The organism is Caproicibacterium sp. BJN0003 (assembly GCF_026314295.1).
Taxonomy (GTDB): domain Bacteria; phylum Bacillota; class Clostridia; order Oscillospirales; family Acutalibacteraceae; genus Caproicibacterium.
The window spans coordinates 2,022,937-2,044,483 of record NZ_CP111108.1 but is presented as its reverse complement, the minus strand read 5'-3'; the positions used below and the strand labels follow the sequence as shown (position 1 = coordinate 2,044,483).

General features: G+C 42.5%; 20 protein-coding genes and 1 tRNA gene. 18 read left to right on the top strand and 3 right to left on the bottom strand.

Annotated elements, in window-relative coordinates:
• From OP489_RS10270 to OP489_RS10225, 10 genes are all read left to right on the top strand, one after another.
• Positions 1-76, top strand: a tRNA-Asn gene (locus OP489_RS10270).
• Positions 77-254: 178 nt separating this feature from the next.
• On the top strand, positions 255-1,847 hold the full coding sequence (locus OP489_RS10265; RefSeq protein WP_266161887.1) for a DEAD/DEAH box helicase: 1,593 nt from the start codon (positions 255-257) through the stop codon (positions 1,845-1,847).
• Between the two features lie 26 nt (positions 1,848-1,873).
• The gene (locus OP489_RS10260; RefSeq protein WP_266161886.1) at positions 1,874-2,845 is read left to right on the top strand and encodes an alpha/beta hydrolase; all 972 of its coding nucleotides are present in this window, start codon (positions 1,874-1,876) and stop codon (positions 2,843-2,845) included.
• Positions 2,808-4,076: a hypothetical protein gene (locus tag OP489_RS10255; protein ID WP_266161885.1), complete on the top strand. Its 1,269-nt coding sequence runs from the start codon at positions 2,808-2,810 to the stop codon at positions 4,074-4,076. The genes OP489_RS10260 and OP489_RS10255 overlap by 38 nt, the downstream gene beginning before the upstream one ends.
• Positions 4,073-4,732: a DUF6320 domain-containing protein gene (locus OP489_RS10250; protein WP_266161884.1), complete on the top strand. Its 660-nt coding sequence runs from the start codon at positions 4,073-4,075 to the stop codon at positions 4,730-4,732. Before OP489_RS10255 ends, OP489_RS10250 begins: the two co-directional genes overlap by 4 nt.
• Before the next feature lie 18 nt (positions 4,733-4,750).
• On the top strand, positions 4,751-5,515 hold the full coding sequence (locus OP489_RS10245) for a threonine/serine exporter family protein (RefSeq protein WP_266161883.1): 765 nt from the start codon (positions 4,751-4,753) through the stop codon (positions 5,513-5,515).
• A 9-nt stretch (positions 5,516-5,524) separates the two neighbouring features.
• Positions 5,525-5,992, top strand: a complete 468-nt coding sequence (locus tag OP489_RS10240) for a threonine/serine exporter family protein (protein WP_266161882.1) — start codon at positions 5,525-5,527, stop codon at positions 5,990-5,992.
• Positions 5,989-7,083, top strand: a complete 1,095-nt coding sequence (gene mutY / locus OP489_RS10235) for an A/G-specific adenine glycosylase (protein WP_266161881.1) — start codon at positions 5,989-5,991, stop codon at positions 7,081-7,083. The genes OP489_RS10240 and mutY overlap by 4 nt, the downstream gene beginning before the upstream one ends.
• A 54-nt stretch (positions 7,084-7,137) precedes the next feature.
• Positions 7,138-7,911, top strand: a complete 774-nt coding sequence (locus OP489_RS10230) for an NYN domain-containing protein (RefSeq protein WP_266161880.1) — start codon at positions 7,138-7,140, stop codon at positions 7,909-7,911.
• Between the two features lie 113 nt (positions 7,912-8,024).
• The gene (locus tag OP489_RS10225) at positions 8,025-9,095 is read left to right on the top strand and encodes a polysaccharide deacetylase family protein (RefSeq protein WP_266161879.1); all 1,071 of its coding nucleotides are present in this window, start codon (positions 8,025-8,027) and stop codon (positions 9,093-9,095) included.
• A gap of 89 nt (positions 9,096-9,184) precedes the next feature.
• Here OP489_RS10225 and OP489_RS10220 read toward each other — a convergent pair whose 3' ends face one another.
• On the bottom strand, positions 9,185-9,865 hold the full coding sequence (locus OP489_RS10220) for an HAD hydrolase-like protein (RefSeq protein WP_266161877.1): 681 nt from the start codon (positions 9,863-9,865) through the stop codon (positions 9,185-9,187).
• A 197-nt stretch (positions 9,866-10,062) separates the two neighbouring features.
• On the opposite strand from OP489_RS10220, the gene OP489_RS10215 reads away from it, so the two are divergent.
• The 5 genes from OP489_RS10215 to OP489_RS10195 all read left to right on the top strand — a co-directional run bounded on the left by OP489_RS10215 (position 10,063) and on the right by OP489_RS10195 (position 16,895).
• Positions 10,063-10,869, top strand: a complete 807-nt coding sequence (locus tag OP489_RS10215; protein ID WP_266161876.1) for a Cof-type HAD-IIB family hydrolase — start codon at positions 10,063-10,065, stop codon at positions 10,867-10,869.
• A 77-nt stretch (positions 10,870-10,946) separates the two neighbouring features.
• Positions 10,947-12,794: a 1,4-alpha-glucan branching protein GlgB gene (gene glgB, locus OP489_RS10210; protein WP_266161875.1), complete on the top strand. Its 1,848-nt coding sequence runs from the start codon at positions 10,947-10,949 to the stop codon at positions 12,792-12,794.
• 162 nt (positions 12,795-12,956) lie between these two features.
• Positions 12,957-15,536 carry a heavy metal translocating P-type ATPase gene (locus OP489_RS10205; protein ID WP_266161874.1) on the top strand — a complete coding sequence of 860 codons (2,580 nt, stop codon included), beginning with the start codon at positions 12,957-12,959 and terminating at the stop codon, positions 15,534-15,536.
• Positions 15,536-15,799 (top strand): metal-sensing transcriptional repressor, encoded by a 264-nt coding sequence (locus OP489_RS10200; RefSeq protein ID WP_266161873.1) that lies wholly within the window; start codon positions 15,536-15,538, stop codon positions 15,797-15,799. Before OP489_RS10205 ends, OP489_RS10200 begins: the two co-directional genes overlap by 1 nt.
• A 178-nt stretch (positions 15,800-15,977) precedes the next feature.
• Positions 15,978-16,895: an AEC family transporter gene (locus OP489_RS10195; RefSeq protein WP_266161872.1), complete on the top strand. Its 918-nt coding sequence runs from the start codon at positions 15,978-15,980 to the stop codon at positions 16,893-16,895.
• 36 nt (positions 16,896-16,931) lie between these two features.
• Here the strand turns inward: OP489_RS10195 and OP489_RS10190 are convergent, their stop codons facing one another.
• Together OP489_RS10190 and OP489_RS10185 are read right to left on the bottom strand one after the other, a co-directional pair.
• Positions 16,932-17,717, bottom strand: coding sequence for an ABC transporter permease (locus OP489_RS10190; RefSeq protein WP_266161871.1), 786 nt, complete (start codon positions 17,715-17,717; stop codon positions 16,932-16,934).
• The gene (locus OP489_RS10185; RefSeq protein WP_266161870.1) at positions 17,714-18,349 is read right to left on the bottom strand and encodes an ABC transporter ATP-binding protein; all 636 of its coding nucleotides are present in this window, start codon (positions 18,347-18,349) and stop codon (positions 17,714-17,716) included. The genes OP489_RS10190 and OP489_RS10185 overlap by 4 nt, the downstream gene beginning before the upstream one ends.
• 422 nt (positions 18,350-18,771) lie before the next feature.
• Between OP489_RS10185 and OP489_RS10180 the strand changes: the two genes are divergently transcribed.
• Genes OP489_RS10180 through proS form a run of 3 tightly spaced genes read left to right on the top strand, consistent with a single transcriptional unit; the run spans position 18,772 to position 21,482 of the window.
• Complete coding sequence (locus OP489_RS10180; RefSeq protein ID WP_266163527.1) at positions 18,772-19,845, top strand: sodium ion-translocating decarboxylase subunit beta; 1,074 nt, start codon at positions 18,772-18,774, stop codon at positions 19,843-19,845.
• A gap of 7 nt (positions 19,846-19,852) precedes the next feature.
• Positions 19,853-20,026: an OadG-related small transporter subunit gene (locus OP489_RS10175; protein ID WP_266161869.1), complete on the top strand. Its 174-nt coding sequence runs from the start codon at positions 19,853-19,855 to the stop codon at positions 20,024-20,026.
• A 16-nt stretch (positions 20,027-20,042) separates the two neighbouring features.
• Positions 20,043-21,482: a proline--tRNA ligase gene (gene proS / locus OP489_RS10170; RefSeq protein ID WP_266161868.1), complete on the top strand. Its 1,440-nt coding sequence runs from the start codon at positions 20,043-20,045 to the stop codon at positions 21,480-21,482.
• Positions 21,483-21,547: the final 65 nt, after the last annotated feature.

The window sequence follows — 21,547 nt, the reverse complement described above, 5'->3', positions numbered from 1 at the left end:
TCCTCAATAGCTCAGCCGGTAGAGCATGCGACTGTTAATCGCAGGGTCGTTGGTTCGAGTCCAACTTGGGGAGCCAAAATCCATCGTCTTAAAGGACGATGGATTTTTTTATCATCTGTAATGATGGTATTTTAAATTGGTATAATACTTGAGAAAACCTTTTGAATTGTAATTAAGCACTTGTCATGTTATAATAAAATAATCGATTATTTTACAAAAAACAATTTTTATCATTTGGGAAAGAGAATTTATTTATGACTTTTACAGATTTTTCAATCAATCCTGTTATTTTAAAAAACTTGGAGCAAATCGGATATGTAAGCCCATCTCCAATACAGCAAAAAGCAATTCCAGAGGTATTAAAGCATCGCGATCTATTTGGCTGTGCACAAACGGGAACCGGAAAAACGGCAGCTTTTGCAGTCCCAATTCTGCATTTACTAGAGCAGGAAAAGGGCGGGAGCATCAGATGCCTGATCTTAACTCCTACACGAGAATTGGCCATTCAGATTTTTCAAAACCTGCAGGATTACGGCAAAGGGCTTTTTCTTAAAAGTGCTGTGGTCTTTGGCGGTGTTGGACAAGCACCGCAAGTGGAAGCTTTAAAAAGAGGCGTAGATATCCTGGTGGCGACGCCCGGACGTCTGAATGATTTATTTCATCAGGGATATATTGATCTTTCTCATATAGAAATTTTTGTTTTGGACGAAGCTGACCGTATGCTGGATATGGGCTTTATTTATGATGTAAAAAGGGTAATTGCACAACTTCCGGAGCATCGGCAGAATCTAATGTTTTCTGCAACGCTTCCAAAGGAAATTTTGGGATTAGTCAATGAAATCCTGGTTGATCCCGTTAAAATTGAGGTGGCTCCTCCTGCAACGACCGTAGAACAAGTAAATCAGAGCGTTTATTATGTGGATAAGCAAAATAAGGAAAATCTACTGATTTATCTTTTGAAAAATCCGGAAATTAAGTCTGCACTTGTGTTTTCACGTACAAAGCATGGTGCGGATAAAATCGTAAAGTTTTTAACAAGGGCAAAAATTTCGGCAGCGGCAATTCACGGAAATAAAAGCCAAAGCGCTCGTCAGATGGCACTGAGTCAGTTTAAAAACCATAGAGTACGGGTATTGGTGGCAACTGATATTGCGGCTCGAGGGATTGATATCGATGAGTTGACTCACGTTATTAATTATGATATTCCAGAGGTCCCGGAGACTTATGTTCATCGGATTGGAAGAACTGCTCGTGCGGGACACAGCGGTTCAGCAATTTCTTTTTGTGATATCGATGAGAAAGCAGATTTTCGGCAGATCCTCAAGTTGATTCGTCAGCAGGTGCCGGAGGTGAGCAATCATCCATGGCCCATGCAGAATTTAACACCGCTTACAAAAGCAGAGTTGCGTCAAAGACAGGAACTGCATAGAAAAGCTGCACAGGAAGCCAGAAGACGCAGAGAACCTGGAGAATCGAAAAAGTTTGAAAAAAAGCATTCTTCTACGACAAGCGGAAAAACTAGAATGGAAAAATCTGAAAAAGGTTTGAAATCGCAAAAAGGTTTTTTAAAACAGAAAAAGAGCTTAGAGAAAAATCCAAAACAAGCTTTTTCCAAAAAAATTGATCAGAAAAAAGTACCGCAGAATCAAAATGGACGGCAGAAAAATCGAGAAGAAATTCATTCATTTGAAAAGACGGAGACTCCCAGAAACATCAGATTTAATAAAAATGGCCGGGCAGTTGTTAAGTCATCCGGAAAACATTCTTGTAGACCTGAGTTGGAAAAATATTTGCCGAAGCCGCTCAGATCCAGACCGAATGATCAGCCTCTGCATCGCCATCAGTAAAATCTCGGAAAGAGAGGAACTTTTCCATGGCGATTCCAAAATTGATGCGTGCGGCAATTCGTGCGCTGTCAAAGCCTGATTATGATATAAAAAAGACTTATCGAATTGTTCGGCGTCTGGAAAAAGTAAAAGGAATCCAGTTGGTCGATCCCGTTTATAAACCATGGAATTATTATTTTACAGGTGGAAAAAGAGAAGTTCCAGCGCGTGTCTTTGAGTCAGAGAAAGATCGTCTTACTCCGAACACGTTGCTCTTTTTTCATGGGGGCGGCTGGATAACCGGAGATATCGAAAGCTATCAGGAAACTTGTATTGAGCTTTCTAGAATGACCGGATTTCGGGTGATTAGTGTTGATTATCGATTGGCGCCGGAATATCGGTTTCCGGCGGGCTTGGATGATTGCTATCTAGCAGCGAAAGAGGTCTTTCACCGAGCAAGCTTTTTTCATGCACAGCAGGATTCAGTCGTATTAATGGGAGATTCGGCGGGAGGAAATTTAGCAGCTGCAGTTTCCTTAAAGGCAAGGGATTTAGGAGAATTTCAGTTTCAAAAACAAATTTTACTTTATCCAAGTCTTTATAATGATCACCACCCTGAAACCTCTCCTTTTGATTCTGTCAGAGAGAATGGAACCGGAAACCTTTTAACTGCGAAACAAGTGGATGATTATTTGGAACTTTATAAGAGCAGTGATGAAGATTTAAAAGATCCTTATTTTGCTCCGCTTTTGGAATCGAATTTTTCCAATCAGCCGGATACCTTGATCCTATCGGCGGAACTGGATCCGCTTCGGGACGAAGGAGAAGCGTATGGCGCAGCACTTTTAAAAGCCGGAAACCTTGCAGAAGTTCATCGGATTCCGGAAGGACTGCATGGCTTTTTTTCAAACGCAGGATATTTGCAGCAGAAAAAATTATCCTATCAGTACATTAACCGCTTTTTGAATGAAGGAATCAGCCATGAAGATAAAACAGACACAATGGGTAAAATTAGATAAGGCTGCAAGAATTTTTCCATGTATCAGCAGTAAGCGGGACCCAAATGTTTTTCGCTTTGCCTGTGAATTGATGGATCCGGTAGAGCCGGATTTTCTGCAAAAAGCAGTTGATCAAACGCTGGAGGAATTCCCACTGTGGGGCTCCGTGCTTAAAAGAGGGCTTTTCTGGTATTTTCTAGAGAGTAGCTCTTTAAAGCCCAAAGTTCAGCCGGAAACCAAAGCCCCTTGTTCGCCGATTTATGATCGGGATGTGCGAAAGCTTTTATTTGAAGTTACTTATTATCACAACCGGATCAATTTGGAAGTATACCATGTCCTGACGGATGGAACAGGTGCTCTTCAATTTTTCCGCAGTTTGGTGACTTGTTATCTTTATCTGAGATATCAGGATATTGAAGAAATCCCGAATCTGGGATATGACGCCAGCCGATTTGAGCAGGCGGCAGATAGTTTTCAAAAATATTATGGAAAACAGTGCAGTCAAAAGCCACCCAAAGCACCCAAAGCATATCAGCTCCGCGGAGGGAAAAATCCGGATAATCGTTTTTCTGTTATTGAGGGAACAGTACCTCTTGATCAGATGCTTTTTTGCTGCAAAGAGAAAAAAGTAAGTTTGACAGTCATGCTTGCATCGATTTTGATGAATGCGATTGGAATGGAAATGTCTCATAAAGATAAGAAAAGGCCGGTAGTCCTTTCGGTCCCAATCAATTTGAGACATTATTTTCCCTCGGAAAGCGCACGGAATTTTTTCAGTTTGATGAATGTCCGATATGATTTTTCTTCCGAAAATGGGAATGTGGAAGAAATTTTAGGCCCTTTAAAAGAACAGTTTAAAAAAGGCCTTTCAGAAGATGAAATGATCTATCGAGTGAATCAATTTATGACGATTCTGCAAAATCCGATTACCAGAATAACAATTTTGCCAGTGAAAAATTTTTTTATGAGACTTGGATATCAAGTTGCAAGTAAGAACGAGACCGCCGATATTTCCAATTTAGGGCCGATCGACTTACCCGAAAAAGCAGCTTCTCATGTAAAAATGTTTGATGTTTTTGCAAGTAAAGATGGATTGCAGCTTTGTTTGTGTTCTTTTAAGAATGTTCTGACAATGACATTTACTTCATCATTGCGCAATACAAATATTCAAAAAAATTTCTTTCGGACTTTGGCTGGTATGGGTCTTCCTGTAACAATTGCAGCTGTCCCGTTTTCGCAGGAGGAATTATGAAATACTGTGAACGATGCAATCTAAAAGTGCGTGGAAATCTGGAGAGATGTCCGTTATGTCAAGGCCTTCTGAAAGGGGAAGGCAGCGAAAATCCATTTCCTTTTGTGCTGGGAACTTATCAGAAGAACAGCCTGTTCTTTCGAATCTTGCTTCTGTGCACAATTACAATTGGAATCGTTAGTGTAGCCGTTAATTTTCTGCTTCCGAAATCCGGAAAATGGTCTCTCTTTGTGATTGCTGGAATTGGCTGCTTTTGGCTAAATCTGGTTTTGGTCATGTATAAAAGAAGAAACATTTTTAAGACCTTTGTTTGGGAACTTTTTTTGATTTCTGCTCTGTGTGTACTATGGGATTTTGCAACCGGCTGGAACCGTTGGAGCCTTAATTATGCCGTACCGATTCTTTGTATGGCGGTGATGGCAACTTTAACAGTAACAGCACGTATCTTTGGTATAGCGCCTGGAAGCTTTTTGATTTATCTTTGCCTGGTATTACTTTTAAATATTGCAATGTTTGTTTCTCTTCTGATGGGACTTGTAATGGTAGCGCTTCCGACAGTGCTAAGCGTTTGTATGAATTTGGTTTTATTGACGGCACTTTTGATTTTTCGTGGTCGAGAGATGTTGGCTGAACTTCATAGAAGACTGCATATGTGAGAAAAGGGCTGAGAGAGTGTGGAACAGATTGATTATAATTCTTTGATCTTGGTTGGCAGCAATTTAGGGCGCCAGCTTCTGCAAAATGGGGCAGAAATTTATCGGGTAGAAGAATCTATGTCTCGGTTTTTTAAGGCTTATCATGTTTCACAGTGCGATTTATTTGTCTTGACGAGTTGTATTAATGTGACTTTGCAGGACTCGGAAGGGCAAGCGGTTACGCGGATTTTAAGAATTAATGATTACACGACGGATATGGATAAAGTTGAGAAACTCAATGATCTGTGCCGTAAGACTTGTGAAACTACACCGTCTTTAGAGACTGTGCAGGAAGAGCTTAAAGAGATTGAAGAAACGCCGGCGTTTCCTTATAAAATTCAGATGCTGGGATTTATTGGGCTTGCTTCCGCCAGTACGCTCTTTTTTGGAGGCAATTTTGTAGATGCCATTATAAGCGGGGTTGCAGGAATTTGCATGCAGTGGGTGCTTTTTGTTTTTGAAAAATATCGTGCAAACTCCTTTTTTGCTAACCTGATTGCCAGTGCGGTAAGTGCCTTGGTAGCGGTTTTGGCGCTGCAGATTTTGCCGCAGCTTGATCTGGATAAGATCATTATGGGAGCTATTATGAATCTGGTTCCGGGGATTGCCATTACCAGTTTTATGCGGGATTTGCTGTCGCGGGATTATCTTTCCGGGACGCTTCGCTTGGTAGAAAGCTTATTGGTCGCTACAGCGATTGCTTTGGGAACCGGTGCAGTGCTTGCTTTTTTCAGATTTCTATAAGGAGGCAACATGATGGATTATCTCCCTTGTCTTTATAGCTTTATTATGTGCTTTGCTTATTGTTATCGAGTCCATTTAAAAGGGAAGAATATGTTCTTTGCGGCGCTTGGCGGAACACTTGGATGGTTCGTTTTTTTGCTTTTTCAGCCGATTCACAATGATCTTCTACAGTATTTCTTTGGAACAGTTGCATTTTCGGCATATGCTGAACTCATGGCGCGCATAAATAAATGTCCGGTTACCGGATTCTTGATTATTTCTATGCTGCCGATGGTGCCGGGAAGCGGAATCTATCAAACAATGGAGTATGCAATTTCAGGAAATACAAACTTATTCTTAGAGACAGGAATGCACACTTTAGGGATTGCAGGTTCGCTCGCAATTGGGGTGCTTTTAGTTTCTTCCACGATGCGCCTTTTTGTCAATATTCGTACGCAGCGCCTTTCTAAAAAACAGACGGGAACAGGAGAAGAATGAATCGTTCAGAAGAAAAACGATCCGGGATGGATTTAGAAGAAAGAAAATCAAAAGATGCAATTATAGAATCTTTGCCACAGATTTTATTGCCGTGGTTTGGAAAAAATGCCAGAGACCTTCCATGGCGCCATGAAATCACCCCTTATCGCGTTTGGGTCAGTGAAATTATGCTTCAACAGACTCGTGTTGAGGCAGTAAAAAATTATTTTATCCGGTTTATGAAAGAACTTCCTACCGTTTATGATCTTGCCAAAGTACAAGAAGATCAGTTGCTGAAACTTTGGGAAGGGTTGGGATATTATAGTCGTGTTCGTAACCTTCAAAAAGCCGCGATTAGAATTGTGGAAGATTATAACGGAGAATTGCCGCAGCAATATGAAAGCCTTTTAGATCTGCCGGGAATAGGCTCTTATACGGCGGGAGCAATTGCTTCAATTGCATTTTGTCAACCAGTGCCGGCTGTAGATGGCAATGTCCTGCGGGTGCTTTCCCGTATTTGCGCAGATGAGCGGGATATTGCGGATTTAGCAGTAAAAAGAGATTGGGAAGACACATTGGGAAAATTTATGCCGGGAGAAAAAAGCGGTATTTATAATCAGGCGTTGATGGAGCTTGGAGCGATTGTTTGTGTTCCTAATGGGTTGCCTAAATGTGAAATTTGTCCGGTAAAAAAGATTTGTGGGGCACTAAAGCAGGGGAAAACAGGATTGTTACCCTTTAAGTCGCCGAAGAAACCGCGCAAAATCGAAGAAAAGACGGTCTTTTTGCTGGAGCGGGACGATAAAATCGGACTTTTGCGCCGCCCGTCAAAAGGGCTTTTGGCTGGGTTGTGGGAGTTGCCTAATGTTCCGGGAACTCTTACGCAGGAGGAAGCAATCGAGGCCACTCGTGCATGGGGAGTTGAGCCTTTGCGAATTTCTCTGATCGGTTCTGCAAAGCATATTTTTACTCATGTGGAATGGCATATGACTGCCTACCGTATCATTGTGGAACAAACTTGCGGAATGATGGTATGGGCTTCGCCGAATGAACGCAGCCGAAAATTTGCGTTACCAAGTGCTTTCCAAATGTTTCTAAAAGAAAAAGAATAAAAAATAGAAAATTACGATTAAGATAAAAATTTGTTATAACAAAGAAAGGAAATTATGAACCAGGAAAATCGATTTGCAGTATTAATTGATGCTGATAATGTATCTGAAAAATATATTCGTTATATCTTAGACGAAGTGACCAATAGTGGGATTGCTACTTATAAAAGAATTTACGGGGACTGGACGAAACCTTCACTCGGTTCCTGGAAGAGTGTTCTTCTCAGCTATTCCATTACGCCGATTCAGCAGTATGGTTATACAACAGGAAAGAATGCCACGGATTCAGCGATGATCATTGATGCCATGGATATTTTGTATTCCGGTAATATAGAAGGATTTTGTCTTGTCAGCAGTGACAGCGATTTTACTCGTCTTGCTTCTCGTTTGCGGGAAGGCGGGATGGAAGTAATCGGGATGGGAGAAAAGAAAACACCGGCACCCTTTATTGCAGCCTGTAACCGCTTTCGCTATTTGGAGGTTTTGGCGCAGGAAGCAACGGATGACGGAGATGATTCTGCAAATACACCGAAGATACAGCCAGTAGCTGAGGTAACTTCTAAAGAAGTGATTGCGGCGGCAATCCTTTCTATGGTAAGAGATGCATCAGATGAGGATGGACGTTTGCCGATCAGTGATATTGGCAATATGCTCGCCCGTCGTTATCCGGACTTTGATTCCCGCAATTATGGCTTTAAAAAACTGACACAGTTCGTCAGGTCTTTAAACCTTTTTGATATTATTTTTGAACCAGCTGAAAATGGACGCGGAAAAGTGGGATATGTGGCAGAAAAAGAAATTCATCGGTACCGGCCGCGAATTCATGTGTAAAAATAGATACAATTTTGATACGATTGTAGAAACATGTCAAAAAAGAGGCTATACTTTAAAAAAGGAATTATTTTACAAAAGAACTTTTTAGCAAATTTTTAGGAGGACTTTTAATGGTAAGCAAAGTGCAGCATGATTACCATGGCCGCAGACGGAAAAAATTGCTAATCCGTAGGACAGTCATTGTTGTTGTTTGTGTGGTAATTATAGTTGCAGTTATTGGGATCGTTTTGGCTATCAATAAACTCGTACAGCCTAATGGAGAAAATGGTGTAGCAAGTGTTGATAGTGGAAATGTTTCTGTTTCTGAAACACAATTGTCTTCTTCCGATGGTACCATACAGACGGCAGCTGCTGTTGAAGGAAAAGATGGTAAAATTGCTGCGGGAGATAATCTGACAGGCTATGAGGCTTTATATCCGGATCTTTATGCCCAAATGCCGCTGAATGGTGGAAAGCTGAAAGCTCCGGAATCAAAAACAGTCTACCTGACTTTTGATGATGGTCCCAGCGTGCTGACACAGCCGCTGCTGGATGTATTGGATCAATATCAAGCAAAGGTTACTTTTTTTGATACTGCTCAGCCGCTTACGAATGGCTATCAAGACCTAATGAAAACCTGTGTTGAAAAAGGACATGCGGTCGGAATCCATTCGTACAGCCATATCTATGCGAACATTTATTCTTCAGTAGAAGCATACCTTGATGATTTTAACCAAATGTATGAAAAAATTAAATCCGTTACTGGGGTAGCTCCGCGATTCTTTCGGTTCCCAGGTGGCAGTGATGGTGGCGGTAAGTTGAACGAGACACGGCAGAAGATTATTAAGGAAATGATTCGCCGTGGATTTATCTATTATGATTGGGATGGCAGTTCTGGTGATGCGAATGCTGATATAGCTCAAAATGCCGATACGCTTTACACTAATATAATGAGGGCTATTCATAAGGATTGCAATATTATTTTAATGCATAATATCGATGGAAAAGACGCGACAATAGAGGCGCTGAAACGAGTTATTCCAGAGGCGCAGGGAGAAGGATATACCTTTAAGGCATTGGATGGAACGCTTGACCCTACGCATGGATATTGTATGCATGAGACATTGCCAATTTTGATGCAGGCTTTGAATGACAACCCTTATTTTACCGTTTCTGATGAGAGCAAGAAGAAGTTTGGATAGTTTTGATAAAAAAGTAATAATAAAAAGGTCCAGCGAAAGCTGGACCTTTTTTGTATGAGAATTTATTTTGAAAGCAAAAAATTATAATTTTAAACGTTGTCTGAAAAGAGAAGCGGGTAAAGTGCTTTTACAGAATCTGCAAGTACAGAGGCGCCGGCGTCTAAGAGCTCTTTTCTTCCCCCATACCCATAAGCAGCACCAATAAAAGGAATTCCCACTTCTTTTGCACCTTCTACATCAAAGTGCGTGTCGCCGATCATCACAGCCTTTTGAGGATCTGTAACTCCACAACAAGCCATTGCATCGCGAATCAGAGTAGGCTTGTCCGCACCACGTTTCGTTTCGTTTGTTTCATCTACTCCTTCGATTCCGCAGAAATATTGTCTCAGATGAAATTTTTGTAGAAGTCTTTCAATTTGACGAATTGGCTTGCTGCTGGCAGTGCAGATCTTAACACCACAACGATCGAGATCTTTCAGCAGATCATCCATGTTAGGATAAGCTTTTGTGCGATGCCAGCCTTCTTCATTGTAAATCTTTCGGAAAAGAAGGAGTGCCTTTTCTGCTTCTGCTTTTGGCATACCGCAGAATGTCATATAGCTGTATACTGGGGGCGGCCCAATAAACTTTTGAAGAACAACAGGGGATGGAATCGGATATCCCATGGTGCTCAGTACCTGTTTTACAGAATAAATAATTCCCTCTCCGGTTGCGCAGACAGTGCCGTCAAAGTCCAGAATTACGGCATGATAAAGAGGCTTTTGCGGCATTTCTGGTCGTCTCCTTTTTATAAGAATAAGAATCTTTGCAATTATAACATAGAAGAAATTTTCCTGCAAACTTTTGAAAAAGGATTTCAGTTTTGCACAAAAATCAATCCACAGAAAAGAATCCTTCGTGAAATGATTCCATTGCATAGAAGAAATAAATTCTGTAAGATGAAAGAAGAAATGAAAAGGAGAAGATTATGCGGTATCGATTGTTGGCACTGGATTTAGATGGGACACTTATGACTACCGAAAAAAAGGTGACGGATTATACGAAAAAGGTTCTTCTGCGTGCGCAAGAGGCAGGAGTTAGAATTGCGCTTACTTCCGGAAGACCGGTGCCGGGGGTTAGGCCCATTGCAGATCTTTTAAAGCTGCCGCAGTTTGGTGGATATGTTGCTGCCTGTAATGGAGGACGGATTTATGATTGCGCTACAGGCGAAAATCTTTATGAGGAATTTCTGCCACAAAACTTAATTCCAAAGCTTTGTGCCTTTGGCGTCGAAAATGATGTGACGATGGTGGTTTATCACGAAGATCAGCTTATCACACAACAGTCGGAAAGTCGTTATGCACGGTTTGATGCTTCTGTCAATCATATGAAGATTAAAGAATGTAAAGAGCTTTCGGCTGCAATTCAGTTTCCAATCTATAAATTTTTGATGGCGGCAGATCCACCGGTCATTCAAAAATTGATCTCAAAAGCACAAAAGGAATTTTCGCAGTGCAGCGTTTATCGAAGCGATCCATATTATATGGAATTTATGCCGTTGGGAGGAAATAAAGCAAAAGCCCTTCAGGCACTTTTAAACCATCTTGGGTGGGACCGTGAGAAACTGATGGCTTGTGGGGATGGATTTAATGACGTTTCAATGATCGAGTATGCTGGATTAGGGGTCGCAATGAAAAATGCTCAAAAACCGGTATTGGAAGTAGCGAATGATGTTACGCTTTCCAATGATGAAGACGGGGTTGCAAAGGCAGTGGAAAAGTATTGTCTTTCTTAAAATTCTTGAGTAGAAATATTTGCTTTACTTTTTTTTCGGGCATGTTATGATAAAGAAAAAGAAGGGGGCGCCGAAAATTGGAAAAAGAATCTTTGAAACAATATCTGCGGGGAGAAAGCTGCGACGCCTATCGAACTTTAGGTGCACATCTTGTTAACGAAAAGGGGCAAGAAGGAGTTCGCTTTACAGTATTTGCACCAGGTGCAAAGAGTGTTTCTCTTTTGTCAGAATGTACTGATTGGAATCCGATTTTAATGGAGCGGGATTCCTATGGCTTTTGGAGCCTTTTTTCTCATTGTGCCAAAGAAAAGCAGATGTATAAATATCAAATCGAGACACAGGATGGAAAAATATATGACCGAATTGATCCATTTGCTTTTCAAAGTGAGGTGCGACCAAACACAGCGTCGATTGTCTGTGATTTAAAAAACTATAAATGGCAGGACGAAGAATGGCTAAAAAAGCGGAAACAGACGGAAAAATATTATAATGCACCGCTTTCTATTTATGAAGTCCATGCTGGGTCTTGGAAAATCAAGACTGGGAAAAAAGGGGACGAGCGGTTTTACAATTATGACGAATTAGCAGAAATCTTGATTCCTTATGCAAAAGAACAGGGATACACCCATTTGGAATTTTTGCCGTTGACTGAATATCCGCTGGATGCAAGTTGGGGATATCAGGTGACCGGATATTACAGCGCAACTTCCCGCTATGGAACACCGCAGCAGCTTATGAAGCTCGTTGATCAGTGTCATCAGGCAGGACTTGGGGTTCTGATGGATTTTGTGCCCGCACATTTTGTCAGTGATTTTTATGCGCTTCATCAGTATGACGGTACTTATCTTTACGAGAGTGAAAATAAAGATTTGCGCTGCAGTGAGTGGGGGACCATCTTTTTTGATTTTACGAAATCGCATGTGCTTAGCTTTTTAAAATCGGCAGTTGATTTTTGGCTGACTGTTTTCCATTTTGACGGGATTCGATATGATGCGGTTTCCAGAATGCTTTATCAGAACGGACAAGAAGACCATGGTGTTAATGAAGCTGGCGTTTGGTTTTTAAAGAATACGAATTATGAAATGCAGCAGCGCCATCCGGATTGTCTTTTGATTGCAGAGGATTCTTCAAATTTTCCGAAAGTGACGGCTCCCGTAGTTTATGGGGGACTCGGATTTGATTATAAATGGGATCTGGGCTTTATGAACGATACGTTCGATTACATGATGAAAACACCGGCAGAACGCAAAAATTTTGCGGAGCGGATTACTTTTTCGATCAGTTATTTTTATCAGGATATTTTTTTGCTGCCGTTTTCTCATGATGAAGTAGTCCATGGAAAGAAAACGATCATTGATAAGATCTATGGAAGCTATGAAAATAAATTTCCGCAGCTTCGGCTTCTCTATCTTTATCTTTTTACCCATCCTGGGAAAAAGCTCACCTTTATGGGCTGTGAACTGGCTGAGTTTAAAGAATGGGATGAAAATGCAGAACTTGGTTGGAACTTGCTCACCTATCCTAAGCATGACGCATTTCATCATTTTTTCCGAGATCTTCAAAAATTTTATATCAGCCATCCGTCTCTTTCATCAAGTGATTTTAATCCGGATGGATTTCATTGGGCAGATCTAACAAATGCCTGCCGCTGTATTTTTTCTTATTCGCGCAAAAGTGTAAACGGAAAATCTCATGAAAAGCTCTATATTGCTTTGAATTTTTCAGATCGTCCGGCGGTAGATTATGCTCTTCCTGTTGAAGAACAGGGAGATTACGAAGAAATTTTTACAACAGACGAATTTCGCTATAATGGAAATGGCCATAAAAATCTCACAAAATCTTCCTGCCGACGCGGTATGCGACAATGCCTTTTGGTGGATCTTCCGCCTTTTTGCGGATGTATTTTTAAATGTCGGGAATCATAAATAAAAGAAGACCTGCTGAATAAAAATCTTCGGCAGGCTTTTTTATACGGAAATGCAAAAACTTTATGACAAAGGGTTGATTTTTAAAACAATATTAGTATAATAATAATACACCCCCCGTGGGTGGGGGATAAACTTGCTTAATAAAATTTGGAGGAACCAATGAAACAGACATTTGACGTTACTGGAATGACCTGTGCTGCTTGTCAAGCGCATGTGGAAAAGGCAGTCAGCAAGCTCCCGGGAGTAGAAAAATGCAATGTGAATCTTCTTTCCGGCAGAATGGAGGTCACTTATAAAGAGCAGGAACTTAATGACAAAACGATTTGTGAAGCAGTGGAAAAGGGTGGATATGGAGCTTCTCCGATTGTAAAAAATGGGGAGAAAAAAGAAAGGCCACAGGAGTCTATCAAAGAACGTTCTGCTTCTGAGTTAAAAGAAATGAAGCATCGGCTTTTGTGGTCTTTTGTGTTTTTTGTTCCGCTGTTTTATCTTTCTATGGGGCATATGGCTGGACTTCCGCTGCCGGGCTTTTTAAATGGATACGAAAATTCGATCAGCTACGGCATGACACAGCTCTTTCTTACATTGCCGATCATGTATTTAAATAGGGTTTATTATCAGCGGGGATTTCGTTCCCTATGGCACCGCGCGCCGAATATGGATACGCTCATTGCAGTAGGCAGTACGGCGGCTGTGGTGTATGGTATTTTTGCAATCTGCCGAATGGGATATGGTCTTGGAGTTTCCGATAGCGCTCTTGTGATGCGGTATCATATGGACCTCTATTTTGAATCGGCGGGAACTATTTTAACATTAATTACGCTGGGAAAATATTTGGAGACCCGCTCTCGCGGAAAAACGGGAGAAGCCGTAGAAAAATTGATGGACTTGCGTCCGCAGACAGCTATTCTTTTTGAAAACGGAAAAGAAAAAATCATTCCGTTGGAACAGGTGAAAGAAGGGGACCTGTTGATTGTTAAGCCTGGAGCGAGAATTCCGGTAGATGGTGAAATTACAGAAGGAACTTCGGCTGTTGATCAGAGTGCTCTAACCGGAGAAAGTATTCCGGTAGAAAAACATCCGGGGGATTCTTTGATTGCCGCTTCGGTAAACGGCTCCGGACGATTGATTTTTCGTGCGACCCGTGTAGGAGAAGATACAACACTTAGTCAGATTATTCATTTAGTAGAGGAAGCAGGCAGTTCCAAAGCGCCGATCGCCAAATTAGCAGATCGAATCAGTGCTGTCTTTGTGCCAGTGGTAATTTTAATTGCAATCGTTGCGGCATTCTTTTGGCTGCTTTCCGGACAGACACCGGAGTTTGCACTTTCTATCGGAATTGCGGTACTGGTCATTTCTTGCCCCTGTGCGTTAGGACTGGCAACGCCGGTGGCAATTATGGTGGGAACCGGACGTGGCGCACAGCTTGGGGTTCTCTATAAAAATGCTGAGGCGCTGGAACATGCACATTCGGTGGATACCGTCGTTCTCGATAAGACAGGAACGATTACCAGAGGAAAACCGGAAATTACGGACCTCTTAGTGGATTTGGAGCAAAGTTTATCGGAAGACGAATTCCTAAAATTAGCAGCTTCTTTGGAACAAAGCAGTGAGCATCCTCTGGCACAGGCAATTCTAAGAAAGGCAGAAGAGCAGAAAATTTCACTGACCTCGCCGGAAACGTTTGAGGCAGTTCCAGGCAGAGGACTGCGCGCACGGCTCAATGGGATTGACTGTCTTGCAGGAACGTCGGATTTCTTAGAAGGAGAAGGTGTTTCTTGTGAGAATCTAAAGCCAAAAGCGGAAGCTTTTGCAGCACAAGGAAAGACGCCGCTCTATTTTGCCCAAAACGGTCAGTTGCTAGGATTAATCGCGGCAGCCGATCTTCCCAAAGAGAATAGTCGTGAGGCAATTCACACGGTGCAGCAAATGGGACTTAAGGTTGTAATGCTGACTGGCGATCATCGGAAGACAGCAGAGGCTGTACGAAAGAGTCTTGGAATTGATCAGGCGGTGGCGGAGGTGCTGCCGCAAGACAAAGAGCGCGAAATTCGCAAACTGCAAGAGGAAGGAAGAAAAGTCGCCATGGTAGGCGATGGAATCAACGATGCGCCGGCACTTGCTCGTGCTGATGTTGGAATTGCAATCGGTGCAGGAACGGATATTGCAATTGAAAGCGCCGATGTTGTTCTCATGAAAAGTGATTTGATGGATGCCGTCACCGCGATTGATCTTTCCCGTGCGGTGATCCGCAATATTCATATGAACCTGTTTTGGGCGTTCTTTTATAATGCCATTGGAATTCCGCTCGCAGCAGGGGTGTTTTATTCATTACTCGGCTGGACTTTAAATCCGATGTTCGGAGCGGCAGCCATGAGCCTCAGCAGCGTATGTGTAGTAAGTAATGCTTTGCGCTTACGCTTTTTCCACCCCAAAGAACAGACCAATTTGGTTAAACAAACAGCAGTCGAAAAATCCATTTCCAAGGATTTTGAAAAAACAAATAAAGGAGAGCAAGTCGAAATGAAAAAAGTAATTGCAGTAGAAGGTATGATGTGTGCGCATTGCCAGGCACATGTAAAAGAAGCACTGGAAAAGGTACCGGGAGTAGAAAAGGCAGAGGTTAGCTTAGAAAATAAAAATGCCGTTTTAACCCTAAAGGAAGAAGTCGCGGATACGGCTTTGCAGGAAGCGGTTAAAGAAGCAGGGTACGAGCCCGGAAAAGTAGAGGCTGACTGATGCAGGCAGATCCAAAGATAATCAATCGTCTCTTAAAGACCGCAATGGGGCAGTTGCAGGGTGTACAGAAGATGGTGGATGAAGACCGTTACTGCATTGATATTTCCAATCAACTGTTGGCTGTAACGGCGATCCTGCAAAAAGCCAATAAAGAGATTATTCGTGCACATATGCGCGGATGTGTAAGAGAAGCTTTTGAAAGTGGTGACCCGGAAGCTAAAATTGATGAACTTTTAAGAGTGTTTGATAAGATGACGAAATAAAAAGAGCCGCAGGACCATATTTATTATGGTTTTGCGGCCCTTTTATTTTTATTGTAAAAAACCAAGGGAAAAGATTGCTTCACACACTTCCTTTATGTTAGAATTATTCATATTATATATCATTATATATTTTGAATACATAAAGAAACTTTATTGGATAGAAAAGGGAGATGCGTGGGTGGATATCGGTCAATTATTCAGTCTGCAAGGGTCGTTGTTCCTGATGATTCTGCTTGGATTGTTCCTTAAGAAAAAGGGAATCATAGATGATAACGGAACTCGTTGTCTAACAGATCTTTGTATGGATGTAATTATCCCGTGTAATACCATTAAATCTTGTCTGGTGGATTTTGACACGGCTGAAATGCAGGCTTGCTGGTGGATTCTTCTTGTCAGTGTACTGATGCAGTTTGTCGGTATTATCCTCAATCATTTCCTTTTTAACCGTTTTAATGAGCAGCAGAAAAAAGTCCTTCAATACTGCACGATTGTTTCAAACGGAGCATTTTTAGGGAATCCGGTAGCCGAAGGAATTTATGGGAACATTGGATTGCTTTATTCTTCTATTTTTCTGATTCCACAGCGTATGGTGATTTGGTCAGTCGGTACTTCTTATTTTGTTTCCGGGGAAACTACAGACCGCAAAAAAGTCATTCGAAATGTGCTGACTCATCCGTGTTTAGTCGCTGTTTACATAGGATTGCTGATCATGGTGACCAAGGTGCAGCTGCCGGAGTTTATGACTTTGACGATTAAAAGTATCGGAAACTGCAATTCTGCAATTACTATGATGATCGTAGGGACCATTCTTGCCGATGTAAAATTCTCCACCATTGTCAATAAATCAACGCTCTTTATCAGCCTTCTGCGTCTTGTACTGCTGCCGATGGTTGCGTTCGGACTCAGCACTGCCTGCGGGTTGGAACATGCAGCTGCCGGTGTTTGCGTAATCATGGTTGGTATGCCTGCGGGCGCTACGGCTGCTATTTTTGCAGCGCGCTATCACAGTGATGCACCGTTTGCAACAAAGTGTGTGGTGCTTTCTACTCTGCTATCGATGATCACAATTCCAATCTGGTGCTATTTGATTGGTTAAAACAGGATACCATTCAGCTTGCCGTTTTCAAAAGATTTAAGTTGGGTCTTTGAGAGCGGCATCTTTTGTAAAGAATGCCTGATATCCGATGGTGACGAGCAGAACGCTCGCAAGTGCGGTACATCCTAAAATTGCCAGCATAATTCCAATTTGGTACTTGATAGCGGTCATCGGAAAAGTACCGGAGAGAATTTGTCCGGTCATCATACCCGGCAAAGAGACAATACCCATCGTGAGCATATTCGTCATATTGGGAAGGATTGCACTGTCAAAGGCATCATTGACGATCTTGTGAGTTGCCGCTTTTGGAGTGGACCCCAACATCAGAGAGTTTTCAATGATTTCTCGGTTTTCTTCAATCCCACTTTTTAGCTTATTTGCACCGAGTGCGAGCCCCGTCATAGCATTACCGATAATCATGCCGGAAATTGGGATACAGTATTGTGGATTAAACCACGGGGTCACCCGTAATACTGCCAACAGAAAAACAAGTGCTGTAACAATATAGGAAGAAATTAAGCAGATGCCAATTAGCCGCCGCAAAGCTTTTGGCAGGTCTTTGGAAACTCGGCGGCAGGCGGTTCGAATTGCAAATGCTAGCATAACGCAAAGCATAAGACTGGTTAGCCACCAGCTTGGATGATCAAAAACGTACATCAAAATGAATCCCATCAGTGTCAGCTGAACAGTCATGCGCACGGTGGCAGTGAGGATAAACTTTTCTCTTCCAATCCCCCGCGTTTTAGAGAGGACAAGCAGTAGAAGAACAAAAACATATGCGATTGCAAGGTTCCAGATTGGCAGATCCATGATAGCGTTCATAAACTTTCTCCCTCTTTTATTTTTCCGCTTTCCAATGTGACGATATCTTCTGAGAACATAGAGGAAACCTGGTTTGAGTGGGTAATCAAAATGAGCTGGCGTCCTTTTTCTCGTACAAATTCTGCCAGATTTTTGGTCATTTGATATTCCATCTCAGGGTCGAGTGCTGCAGAGGGTTCATCCATCAGATAAGTTTCAGCATTCATTAAAAGGATGCGCGCCATACAGAGGCGCTGTTTTTCTCCGCCGGAAAGCTTATTGCAGGAGTCACTGAGCGACTTTGGCAGCCCTACTTTTTCTAATGCGCCCTGTAGAAGATTGCGTGGGGCGTCCTCATCTTCGGAGAAACGACGTCCGATTTGAAGGTTGTCTTCAATTGTACCGGGATAAAGGATTGGAGTTTGACCGAGCATGACGACTTTTCGACGCAGCTTTACAGCGTCAATCTCGATGAGTGATGTTTGGTTATAAAAAATATTGCCGGCAGTTGGCAGATACATTTTGTTGAGCAGCCGCAGAAGGGTAGTCTTCCCGCTGCCGGAAGGTCCCACAATGCAGGTAATCTGTCGGTCAAATGTAAAATTCGGAATGTCGAGAATAGTTTTATAGCGTACTTGTTCCAATTTAAACAAATAAAATTCCCTCTTCTTTTTGCAGATTGCTTTTATTGTAATCTGCTGCACAAAACTGTGCAATAGAATCTTTGTAAAATCATTCAATATTTTGTTTTATTACGAAGAAAAAAATTTTATTTGGGATAAAATAAGAATTGACATTTCCGAAAGTCATCGCTATACTGAAAACAGTCACAAAAAGGGAGTAGTTGAAAACGCATTTGTCAACATCACGATCTTTTAAAAGATCTGGCAATGCGTGCCGATATCGGTAACAAGACTTTTCGGAGACTGTCCAAGATTGCAGTGGGCAGCTTTTTCCGAAAAGTCTTTTTTGTTTATCGTTCCCTTTATGAGCAAGAAAAGGAGCGTAGATTTTTGTGGGAGATTTTTCATTTTTAGTCAAGGGGATTCTCAGTGTTACTCCACAACAATTCATCATGTGGATAATCGGCGGCGTTTTGATCTGGCTTGCCATTAAAAAGGATTTTGAGCCGGCTTTGCTGCTTCCAATGGGATTTGGTGCAATTCTGGTGAATCTGCCGTATTCCGGTGTCTTGGGGAACTCCGGGATTATTCAATGGCTTTATGATGTCGGCATTCGTGCCAGCGAGGCAATGCCGCTGCTTTTGTTTGTTGGAATCGGAGCAATGATCGATTTTGGACCTCTGCTTTCCAACCCGCGGATGCTGCTTTTCAGCGGTGCGGCGCAGTTCGGGATCTTTATGACCGTTGTTTTGGCAGTCCTTTTGGGGTTTCCGTTAAAAGACGCGTTGTCGGCCGGCGTGATCGGTGCAGCGGATGGTCCGACTTCGATCTTTGTTGCAAAAACACTTAATAGTAATTATATCGGTGCCATTTCGGTAGCCGCTTATAGCTATATGGCATTGGTACCAATTATTCAGCCTTTTGCGATTCGGCTCGTCACGACGGAAAAAGAACGCAAGATCCGGATGCCCTATCATCCGAAGCAGGTCAGCAGACTGACAAGAATTCTTTTTCCAATTTGTGTGACGGTTGTTGCGGGACTGATTGCACCGGATTCGGTTGCTTTGGTGGGCTTTTTGATGTTCGGAAATCTGATTCGGGAATGTCATAAGTTGGATTCTTTAAAAGAGACTGCAGAAGGACCGCTTACCAATTTGATTACGATCTTTCTCGGAATTACAATCGCGTTCCAGATGCAGGCGGAGCAGTTCCTAACTTTTGGAACATTGCTGATTATGGGGTTGGGACTTTTTGCTTTTATTTTCGATACGATCGGCGGAGTCCTTTTTGCAAAGCTTCTGAATATTTTCCTGCCGGAAGGTAAAAAAGTCAACCCAATGGTAGGCGGCGCCGGAATTTCGGCGTTTCCAATGAGCTCGCGCGTGATTCAGAAGATGGCTTTGAAAGAAGATCCTACCAATCATTTGCTGATGCACGCAGTCGGCGCAAATGTAGCAGGACAAATTGGATCGGTTGTTGCAGGCGGAATCATTTTAAGTCTTGCAGGGAACTTATTGGGGGTGTAAAATAGAAATGTTAACAATGTTGGCAGATTTCCAGAGCGTTTTGGGAATTGTTCATGAATCCGACCTTTTCGGAAGCTTTAAAATGATGGGATTAGGGATGCTTGGCATTTTGATCGTTATGATGCTGCTGTATCTTTTGATTATGGTGCTTTCGAAATTCGGAAAAGAAAAAAAGAACTGAGGAGCGTCAAGAAACTATGGCAGACAAAAAATTTGTGGAAGCAATCACTCCCATGGATGAGGATTTTACCCGTTGGTATACGGATATCGTCAAAAAAGCGGAGCTGATGGATTATTCCAGCGTAAAGGGCTGTATGGTGATTGAACCTTACGGATATGCAATCTGGGAGAATATCCAGAAGATTTTGGATAAAAGATTCAAAGAGCTGGGACATGAAAATGTTTATATGCCCATGTTTATTCCGGAGAGTCTTTTGAATAAGGAAAAGGAACATGTAAAAGGATTTGCGCCCGAAGTTGCGTGGGTTACGCAGGGCGGCGGAGAAAAGCTGGAAGAACGCCTTTGTGTGCGTCCCACCAGCGAAGTGCTTTTCTGCGAGCATTATCAGAAAGTGATTCATTCCTGGAGAGATCTGCCGAAACTTTATAATCAGTGGTGCAGCGTTGTCCGCTGGGAAAAAACGACCCGTCCTTTCCTGCGCAGCAGTGAATTTTTGTGGCAGGAAGGCCATACGATGCATGAGACGCCGGAAGAAGCTAAGGAAGAGACCATGCGGATGCTGCATTGCTATGAGGATTTTTATCGTGATTCTCTCGCAATTCCAGCAGTGACCGGACAGAAAACGGAGAAAGAAAAGTTTGCCGGAGCGGAAGCCACTTATACGATCGAACCGATGATGCACAATGGCGTTGCTCTGCAGGGCGGTACCAGCCATTATTTTGGAGATGGATTCGCAAAGAGTTTTGGAATCACCTTTACAGGGCGTGACAATACATTACAGCATCCCTATCAGACGAGCTGGGGTGTTTCCACCAGAATGATTGGTGCGATTATTATGGTTCACGGCGATGACAGCGGCTTAAAACTTCCGCCGGCAATCGCTCCGATTCAGGTCGTTATTGTGCCTGTTGCACAGCATAAGCCAGGGGTCCTCGAAAAAGCGAATGCACTTTTTGAAGAGCTCAAAAAAGCTGGAGTCCGGGTCAAGCTGGACGATTCTGAGCAGTCTCCCGGTTGGAAATTTGCCCAATATGAGATGAAGGGTGTTCCGCTGCGGCTTGAAATCGGGCCGAAGGATATCGAGAAGGACCAATGTGTTCTTGTGCGCAGAACGGACCGCGAAAAGATTTTTACACCGCTCGGAACCCTTTTGGAGTCTGTCAATGAGCAGTTGCAGAAGGTACATGATCAGATGTATGAGCAGGCCCTCGCAAATTTGAACGCTAAAACATTTGTGGCGCATAATCACGAGGAATTTTTGGAAATTGCCAAAAATAAACCTGGATTTATCAAAGCAATGTGGTGCGGAGATGCGGCCTGTGAAGAAAAGCTGAAGGATGAAACCGGCGGCGTTAAGTCCCGCTGCATTCCATTTGAAGAAGAACATGTAGCCGATACCTGTGTCTGCTGTGGAAAGCCTGCAACTCATATGGTTTATTGGGGACGTCAGTATTAAAAAATCAGATCCGGAATTTTTCGGGAAAACCCGGAATTTTCCGGATTTTTATTTGGAAAGACTTG